This window comes from Streptococcus pseudopneumoniae ATCC BAA-960 = CCUG 49455 (genome assembly GCF_002087075.1).
GTDB lineage: Bacteria > Bacillota > Bacilli > Lactobacillales > Streptococcaceae > Streptococcus > Streptococcus pseudopneumoniae.
On sequence record NZ_MWSM01000024.1, the window covers coordinates 1 to 8,715 of the forward strand.

Genomic DNA, 8,715 nt, shown 5'->3' on the forward strand with positions numbered 1-8,715 from the left:
GGTTTCATAGCCACAATCCGTCAAATAATCACTGACCCCCTCACGGATCATCTCTTCATCTTCTACAATTAAAATTTTCATACTTTAACTGCTCTCTATTTTTTATTTTTCTTATACTCAATAAAAATCAAAAAGCAAACTAGGAAGCTAGCCGCAGGTTGCTCAAAGCACTGCTTTGAGGTTGTAGATAAGACTGACGAAGTCAGCTCAAAACATGGTTTTGAGGTTGTAGATGAAACTGACGAAGTCAGTAACCATACATACGGTAAGGCGACGCTGACGTGGTTTGAAGAGATTTTCGAAGAGTATAAATACCTACTCTATTTTCTATTATAATCTCTTACTGGCCTTTTGTCTGTAAGCAACTGACCACTCGATAAAACAAAGAGAGCCTATCGCTCTCTCTGCTTGCATTTCACTCTCTATAGAATGAAAATTATTTAGCTGCTTTTGAAAATGTTACAACGTAGTTATAATCTTTCCCATTAGCTTGATAGACATAGTCCTCTTTTAAAGTATAGCCACGTTTGCCCAACTCTTCTTTCTTAGCATCAACTTGGTTCTTGACTGCCACTTTTACTTCATCATCTGTTGAACCTTCCGCGATTTCAAGAGGAGTTCCATTGATATCTCCTAGAAAACCTGCAATATCTTTCATTTTATCAAAGTTATAAAAAACATTGACTTTGACCTTTTGAGGAGCTGGTGTTACAACTTCTTCAGCTTCTACTGTTGTTCCTGCGTCTTTTGGAGCTAGTGTTTCTTCTGTTCCTACTTCTACAGATGGTTGTGTGTCTGTTGACTCACTTTCAGAGGTAACTGATGCTTCTTTTGACTCTGACGATTCTTCTGATGTGGCATTTGTTGTTCCATCTTGTGTCTCAGAATTATTTTCTTGTGAATTTACTAAGTTAGAATCAGACGAAGTCGCTTCTCCAGTTTCTTCTGTGGTGGTCAATACTTTTTCTGAGTCTGATGATGGAGCTACAGATGTTTTTCCTGTTTCTGCCATATCCGTAGCTGATGTGTTTTCAGCTGGTTCTACTTGGCTTTTCTCTGTGCTCTCCGTAGATTCTACAGTCTTTGCTTCCTCTGTTGCTCCGTTACCGTGCGATGTTACATCTCTTGTTTCTGAAGACGCTTCCTGTGAATTAACCTCTTTACTGTTTGTCTCTTCTATCAGATGTGTTTTCGACAATATCAGCTTTTGTTTTAAATGAGGAAAGTTGAGATTCTGTCACCTCTGCTTCTTGAATTGCTGGCCCATACTGTCCAACTAAAGCCTCCGAGTCGACCTTATCTCCTAAAATTTGTGCAACAGTAATCCAGTGATGTTCATGACGAGGGTTATTAAATGCACCAAGACCTGTATAAGTATATAGAGGATTTATCAATGATTTATAATGACCAGTTTGACCTGCAACTGTCTCACCCTTTGATTTTTTAATATAATCGGCTTTTTCTGAGTACCATTGCTTAATCGCCTCTGCAAATCCTTTATAATTCCACGCCAAGTTTTCTCCAAATGTTCTAGTACCAGTCGGAAAAGCTGTCCAAATATTTTTGTCAGAGAGACGAGCATGGGCATTCGTAATAGAAGACTCAGCAGCTCTCATAAGAGCCGTTTTTTCCAGTTGTGTTGACCACTTAATCGGAACATACTTATCTACTAATTTCTCCTCAAAAGCCTCTTTACGAATCTTATTAAGAGAATCTAAGATAGCTTGTTGATCTGGTGTTAAAAATTCTCCTTTGATTCCCACCAAAACATTGCCAGCAGATGCTTGACTCACTTCCGATTTAAATACAGTCTGCACCTCCTTTTGTGGTACAGCCGGCACTTCCCCTTTCGGTATTACTGGATCTTCCGTGGTTGGTCTTGTAGCTACCGGTGCTTCTGATTTTGGTGCTGGCGCTGCTGGTGCTTCCGCTTGCGGCGCCGGGGTCGCTGGTGCTTCTGATTTTGGTTCTGATACCATTGGCTCTTCTGCTTTTGGCGCTGGGGTCGCTGGTGCTTCTGATTTTGGTTCTGATACCATTGAATCTTCCACTTTCGGTGCTGGAGATACGGGTGCTTCTGCTTTTGGTTCTGATACCGTTGGCTCTTCTACTTCTGGTGCCAGTGTTGCTGGTTCTTCCGCTTTTGGCGCCGGTGACACTGGTTCTTCCACTTTTGGTGCTGGGGTCGCTGGTGCTTCCGATTTTGGTTCTGATACCATTGGCTCTTCCACTTTCGGTGCTGGCGCTTCAGAACTTGGATTTGAAACTACAGGTTGATTTGTTGTCCCTATATTTGAAAGGGCCTTGTCTACTACTGGACTTGATTCAGTTGAGTTCCCTGATTCAATTGTAGTATCTGCAGATGGAGCATGTAAAGTTTCTGATCTTGTTTCGGCTTTTGGCGCAACTGAGATTGAGGTTTCTGATTTCGATGCCGGCAATACTGACTCTTCAGCTTTCTCTGCTGACGCCGCTGGGATTTCCACAGCTACTGGTGTCGTTTGTTTAACAGTAGTCCTTTGTTCACCAGTTACAGTATCTGTTTTTGTTTCAACTTCATAACTTTGACGACTACCAGAATTATCAATCGACACTCGCTGTCTTTTTACTTCTGTATTTCCATCTTTTAGAAAAGCCTCTTCGCTAAAATACAATTTATTATTAGCAAAAATCAAATCTCTATTTGCAATACGATTTATCTCAACCAAACTATCAACAGATAGCCCTGTTGCCCCACTAATAGCACTCAATGTATCTCCCCACTTAATTGTGTAGTGTGATAAATTGTCTATATTTAGAATATCAGCTTTCACTTCCTCAACTGTTCTGGCTACCCAAACACCATCTTGTTCACTGGCTGATACAGTTGGAGCTAAAAAGCCTAGCCCCAGTAGAATCACACCTGTCGCAACAATTGCACCCGTTCTTAATTTTCTAAAACCACGGAGGGATAAGCTTCCTCTAACATTTGTTTGTCTCATAATATTTATTTTTCCTCACTATTCTATATTTTCCAAGGTAGACCCTGCCTAGGTCTACTAGCCTATGTTTGCGATATGGATAGGCTTCTACAGATTTATCTATAGATTTTTATGCACAATTCCATATATAAGTTGCGAAACCCCTTTCTAATAAATTCCATAACTTTAGTATATCATATTTAACACTAAAGTACAAAGAAAGCAACTGAAAGCAATGATTTTCACCACTGCTTTCTGCTTCATGTATCATTTTAAAACTTTCAGTTGCTAGCCTCATTTTTCAGTCTAGCATCAGTATTATTCACCATCCAGCAAAAGCTCTTTTGGTTGTTTTCTAAGGAGATTGCTTGAAGCAAGCGCCATAACGAGAACCACTAGAACCAAGGCTAGGACAAAGACGATGATAAAGTCTGAAGTCTGAATAGAAATATCTAGGCTCGACAAGGTCTTGCTAAAGCCATCTACTTCTGCACCACCACCAAGGTTAGAGGCTTGAGCCGCCTTACTAGCCTGTTTGGTAACACCTGAAGTCACATTGGCAAGGACAGTGTTTCCAATTGCACGGGCAGTGTAATTAGCTAGGAAGTAAGCAGAAACTAGAGCAGGGATAGCAATCAAGATAGATTCGGTTATGAATTGCCCCAAGATACTTGCCTGCTTGAGGCCGATAGAGAGGAGAATTCCCACTTCCTTGCGACGGGCGTTGATCCAAAGGCTGAGCAAGAGGGCAAGGAGGAGAACTGAGAAGCTCAAGCTACCCCAGAAGAGGAGGCTGGCCATCTTGTACATACCAGAGATAGATTGCTCAAGAGCTGGGTAGTTAGAGGAGCTCTTGACGAGTGTGTAGCTCTTCCAGTTGATACCACTGATGCCATTCAACTCTTTCATAACATCATCCAAGTTCTTGTCTGCTGTTACAAAGAAGGTTGCGTCCCCATAAATGGCTGTGTCTTCTGTGTATCCATAAAGTTTTGCAGCAGTATGGATGTCTGTGATGGCTGTATTTTCGTAAAGCTCTTGTGAGTAAGTTACTGCTGACTTATTATGACCATCAAAGAGTCCCTTGATTGTCACTTGGACTGTTTCCTTGGCTCCTTTTTCATTATCGGCATCGTAGATATTGGAGTCTAGTTTGACCTTATCCCCAACTTTCCAGCCGTGTTTGGCTGCCAAGTCCTTATGCATGAGAATCTTATCTTTGTCGTCGTTGGTTAGATGCTCACCTTCGACCAGCTTATAAGAACCAGAGACAAACTTGTCTTCTTTAGAGGAGTCATTGACACCAGTGATCATCAAGCTACTTCCAAAACGTTTGGCACGATCAGCAGTGAGATTCTTCTTGGTTTCTGGCGTTTCAATGAGGTCATATCCAGTCAAATCTCCGATAGCGTTGATACGTTTGACATAAGACTCGATGGCCTTGTTTTCGGTGATTTTTTTGATGTCTTCACCCTTGATATTCCCAGCACCACGTGGCGTTCCTTGATTGACGCGACGATTGATTTGCATGGAGAAGCTGTTGGTGATATTTTTAAAGGTCTCCTGAGAAGCTTTGGCAGTAGCTCCCTTGATCGACAAGCCGACCAAACTCAAGCTCGCCATGAGGAGAATAATCAGGAAGATGACGATCGATTTGAAAAACTTCCTTGTAACATAGGCAAATGCGTTGTGTAACATAGATTCCCTTTCTAGATTTTATTCTATTTTATAGTTTGAACAGAAAAAGTTCGTATTATTTCGTAGTATTTCGAGTTTCAGTCAGTTTCTTATCTTTCAACTCAAGTGTAATATCTGATGCTTGTGCCACTTCTTTGCTGTGGGTTACGACGATGACACATTTACCTGTTTTCTGGGCAAGTGATTTGAGCAGTTCGACAATATCTCCAGCAGTTTTAGGATCCAGATTTCCTGTTGGCTCATCAGCTAGAATAACTGGAGATTCTGAGACCAAACTGCGAGCAATGGCAACACGTTGCTGTTGACCACCTGATAACTGGAGAACATTCCGCTTGATCTGATTTTCATCTAAACCAAGCTCAAGCAGTGTATCCTTGCTTGCCTTTTTGTTGACCAAGCGGATATTTTCCAGTGGAGAAAGATAATCTATCAAGTTATAATTTTGAAATACCAGGGAAATATGGTGCATACGATGGTAGGAATACCCCTTCTTACGAATATCCTCTCCTTGGAAAAGAATCGAACCTTCAACAGGACTATCTAAACCAGCAAGTAGGGACAAGAGAGTGGATTTCCCCGCTCCTGACTCCCCAATAATACTGTAAAATTTCCCAGGTTCAAAATGATAATTGATCTGATATAGGACTGCCTCAGCAGTGTTCTTATAACGGTAGTTAAGGTCTTGTAATTGTAATAAAGTCATGATTTCTCCTTCTTATACTCAATGAAAATCAAAGAGCAAACTAGGAAGCTAGCTGTAGGTTGCTCAAAGCACAACTTTGAGGTTGCAGATACAGCTAACGCGGTTTGAAGAGATTTTCAAAGAGTATTAACTAATAGATGATAAAATTTCTTTCGGCGCTTTTCTAAATAAGAATAGGAAACAAAGGGCTACAGATAAGCAACTAAGCAGAACTAGAAAAACATAGGATGCTGCAAAAGATAGGATGCTGGTTGATAGACTGCTTGCTTTGGCTAGCGTGTCTTGTAAGCTTGCCTGCTCTCCACTTGCTAGTAGAGTTTGGAGTAGGTAGGATGTGATGGCGTTGCCTGCAGCAAATGCTGGAAGCAAGGCACCAAGAGATACCAAAACTACCTCTAAACAGAACTGTAGGAAGATCAAGCTCTTGCCTTTTCCAAGTGCTAGTAAAATCCCCACTTCGTAGACCCTTTCTCTCAACCAGAGAGACAAGACCAAAATCAAGGCCCCTACTCCTGCTATCAACATCCCATAAAGGAAGATGGTCAGGAAGGTTTGAAAGGTTTCCACTGAGTCTTTGATTTGTTCAAAAGCCTTGTTTTCCTTTTCGACTTGGTAGCCTTGATTTTCCAAGGCCAAGTTTTCTACCTGCTTCATGAGTCCGTCCATTTTCTTAGGATTTTCTACATAGAAGCGTGCTGCACTGACTTGAGCTTCACTATTGACCAAAAGGGTTTGGCTACTTTCATAATCTGTAAAGACTTGATTTTCACTGAAGTCAGAAGACAAGCCTGTGAATTTCTCTTGTTTTTTACCAGAAAAGATGCCGATAATCTCAAACTCTACTGTTTGTCCTTTTCCAGATTCAGACTGACCAGCATCCAAGCCAATCTTGTCATGAAGCGAAAGACCGTTCTTCTTAGCCAACTCTTCGTGGATCAGGATTTTCTTGGAATCCCCTTTTTGAAGGTGTCGCCCTTCTTTTAGGTTGAAGGCCGAACTGGTAAAGGTCACATCCTTGGATGAATCCTCAAGAGCCGTTAAGCTGACCAAGTTTTTGTCTGCAGCTGACAAATCATCACGCTCCACGCTCTGCTCGCCACTCACTGCTTCCTTGTCTTTTAGTTTTGCGACCGTCTCGAGTTCAGGAGAGACATGTTCCAGTCCCTTAATCTGGCTCACGGATGATAAGTCCGACAACTTGAAAGTCTGACCATTTTCTATCTTCTTAATAGAAAAAGATGTATTGAGTGATTTGTAAAGATTGGTTTCAACTGTTTTGTTGGACTTCATCAGCGTCAAACAGGCTGAAATTCCAGCCAATAGGACCAATAAAATCAGAAATAAAATAAAACTTCTCAGTCGTTTTCTGCTGACATAAGCCCAAGATCTTTGGATTGGATTCATTTGTCACCTCCATATTTGTAAGACTATTATAAAACCCAAATATGAAATGTTTATGAAATACGAAAAAAATATCGAGTAGGGGATAATCTCTAGTCCCTCTCACACCACCGTACGTGCCGTTCGGCATACGGCGGTTCAACTAACTTTTAAAGCATGTCGTTCAAGGTCATAATCCAAACACAAAATCAGTCCACGTTTTTCTTAGGCTAAAAGAGTCCACTGGACTCTTTTACTCCGTCCCATAACCAATGATTTAATAGCGCGTTCAGCTAGATTATTGGAAAGGACCAGATGCCCGTCTTTCAATAGAAATCACGACTTTCTGATGAATTTATTTTGGGAGTGATAGAAAAGCCCTTCATAAGCCAGTCTACTTGTTCAGGCGTGAGAGCTTTGATATCCTTTTCTGTACTGGGCCAAGTCAGTCTGCCGCTCTCAAAGCGTTTATATAGTAGCCAAAATCCTTGACCATCCCAGTAAAGGGATTTAAAGCGGTCTTTACGTCCACCACAAAAGAGAAAGACTTGACCTGAAAAGGGATTTAATTCAAAGTGGGTTTTAATGAGATAAGCCAGTGAATCAATGCCTTGCCTCATATCCGTTTTCCCACACACGAGATAGACCTGCCCTAGGCTAGATAGATGAATTGTCATAGAGCAACACCTTATCCAAAAGCTCTTCTATCATTTCGAGATTGTGGAATCTCTACAGGAACAATAGGTTGTGGCATTAAAATATCTTCCAATAGTTTTACTTTACGAATAGTATACAGGAGGAACTCCATGAATGATAGATACCTTGTTATGACGCGCTTACCGTACTATTATAAATTCAATCCACTATATCATTTGATTCACTAGTAAAAAAAGGATAACATCTCCTCTCGGAGATGCTATCCTTTTGGGGGCGACTAGAACATAGTGTTCCAATCTATTTTCGTTAAATTTACAGAATGTTTATCCTATGAATTATTTTATCAAAGTAATTTCTTACTCTTCTTCCTTGCGTTTTTTCGCGATAAGGAGTCCCCCTGTTGCTGCTGCAAGAAGTGCTAGAGCAAGTGAAGCGCTAGATTGTTCTGTACCAGTATTTGGCAATTCTTTCGCTCCTGCTTTCTCAGCTGGTGCTTGAGCAGGTGAATCTTGGTTGGTAGCTGGATTAACTGCTACTGAACTATCTGATTTCTTGACTGTCTTATCTGCTGGAATAACAGATGTAGTACCATCTTCAAAGGTTACAACTACTGATCCGTCTTTGTTTACCTTAATATCTTTCGCAGTTGGGTTAGATTTCTTAACTTCTTCGGCTACCTTAGCTTTTTCTGCGTCAGTCAAGTTGCTTGGATCTTTAACTGGTGTTGCTGACGGATCCTTAACACTATCTGCATCTTTAGCTTTCTCAACTGCTTTAGCTGCTGGAATTACTGCTGTTGAGCCATCTGGGAAGGTTACAGTTATTGTTCCATCTTTACCTACTTTAACATCTGTTGCAGTTGGGTTAGATTTCTTAACTTCTTCGGCTACCTTAGCTCTTTCTGCATCAGTCAAGTTGCTTGGATCTTTAACCGATGTTACTGATGGATCTTTAACACTATCTGAATCCTTAGTTGATGCACCTACTGGTTTAGATTCTGGTTTCGAGTTTGGATCTTTCGGATTTGTTCCTTTTTCTACTTCTTCTTTATCTGTGAAGCCATCGCCATCTGTATCAGCTTTAGTAGGGTCTGTTCCTTTCTCTACTTCTTCCTTATCAGTCAAGCCATCGCCATCTGTATCAGCTTTAGTAGGGTCTGTTCCTTTCTCTACTTCTTCCTTATCAGTCAAGCCATCGCCGTCTGTATCGGCTTTAGTAGGGTCTGTTCCTTTCTCTACTTCTTCCTTATCAGGGAAGCCGTCTTTGTCGGTGTCGACATTGTCTGGTGTTGAGTTCTTATCGTTTGGATCTGTTCCT

At 41.1% G+C, this 8,715-nt stretch carries 7 protein-coding genes and 2 pseudogenes; all 9 read right to left on the reverse strand.

What is annotated here, in order from left to right:
* Positions 1–81: pseudogene (locus B4W83_RS06385) on the reverse strand (DNA-binding response regulator); the annotation flags it as partial.
* Positions 82–436: 355 nt separating this feature from the next.
* On the reverse strand, positions 437–1,198 hold the full coding sequence (locus tag B4W83_RS06395; protein WP_007284985.1) for a hypothetical protein: 762 nt from the start codon (positions 1,196–1,198) through the stop codon (positions 437–439).
* Positions 1,161–2,981, reverse strand: coding sequence for a CAP domain-containing protein (locus B4W83_RS06400; RefSeq protein ID WP_001250146.1), 1,821 nt, complete (start codon positions 2,979–2,981; stop codon positions 1,161–1,163). Before B4W83_RS06400 ends, B4W83_RS06395 begins: the two co-directional genes overlap by 38 nt.
* A 297-nt stretch (positions 2,982–3,278) precedes the next feature.
* Entirely contained in the window at positions 3,279–4,658 is a 1,380-nt protein-coding gene (gene vex3 / locus B4W83_RS06405) for an ABC transporter permease subunit Vex3 (RefSeq protein ID WP_000902988.1), read from the reverse strand.
* A 55-nt stretch (positions 4,659–4,713) separates the two neighbouring features.
* A complete protein-coding gene (gene vex2 / locus B4W83_RS06410) occupies positions 4,714–5,361 on the reverse strand; it encodes an ABC transporter ATP-binding subunit Vex2 (RefSeq protein WP_000173720.1) in 648 nt (215 codons plus the stop codon).
* A 126-nt stretch (positions 5,362–5,487) separates the two neighbouring features.
* Complete coding sequence (locus B4W83_RS06420) at positions 5,488–6,765, reverse strand: ABC transporter permease (RefSeq protein WP_001068295.1); 1,278 nt, start codon at positions 6,763–6,765, stop codon at positions 5,488–5,490.
* A gap of 234 nt (positions 6,766–6,999) precedes the next feature.
* Positions 7,000–7,074 (reverse strand): annotated as a pseudogene (locus B4W83_RS12415) (hypothetical protein); the annotation flags it as partial.
* A complete protein-coding gene (gene tnpB, locus B4W83_RS06425) occupies positions 7,068–7,418 on the reverse strand; it encodes an IS66 family insertion sequence element accessory protein TnpB (RefSeq protein ID WP_023937629.1) in 351 nt (116 codons plus the stop codon). The pseudogene B4W83_RS12415 and the gene tnpB, both read right to left, overlap by 7 nt.
* 336 nt (positions 7,419–7,754) lie before the next feature.
* The coding region (locus B4W83_RS06430) for a MiiA motif-containing surface protein (protein ID WP_142246435.1) at positions 7,755–8,715 on the reverse strand (961 nt) is incomplete at its 5' end.

Excerpts from the sequence above, each read along its gene's own strand:
- vex3 (WP_000902988.1), bottom strand. The coding sequence starts at position 4,658 with ATGTTACACAACGCATTTGCCTATGTTACAAGGAAGTTTTTCAAATCG.
- tnpB (WP_023937629.1), bottom strand. The coding sequence starts at position 7,418 with ATGACAATTCATCTATCTAGCCTAGGGCAGGTCTATCTCGTGTGTGGG.
- B4W83_RS06400 (WP_001250146.1), bottom strand. The coding sequence starts at position 2,981 with ATGAGACAAACAAATGTTAGAGGAAGCTTATCCCTCCGTGGTTTTAGA.
- vex2 (WP_000173720.1), bottom strand. The coding sequence starts at position 5,361 with ATGACTTTATTACAATTACAAGACCTTAACTACCGTTATAAGAACACT.
- B4W83_RS06420 (WP_001068295.1), bottom strand. The coding sequence starts at position 6,765 with ATGAATCCAATCCAAAGATCTTGGGCTTATGTCAGCAGAAAACGACTG.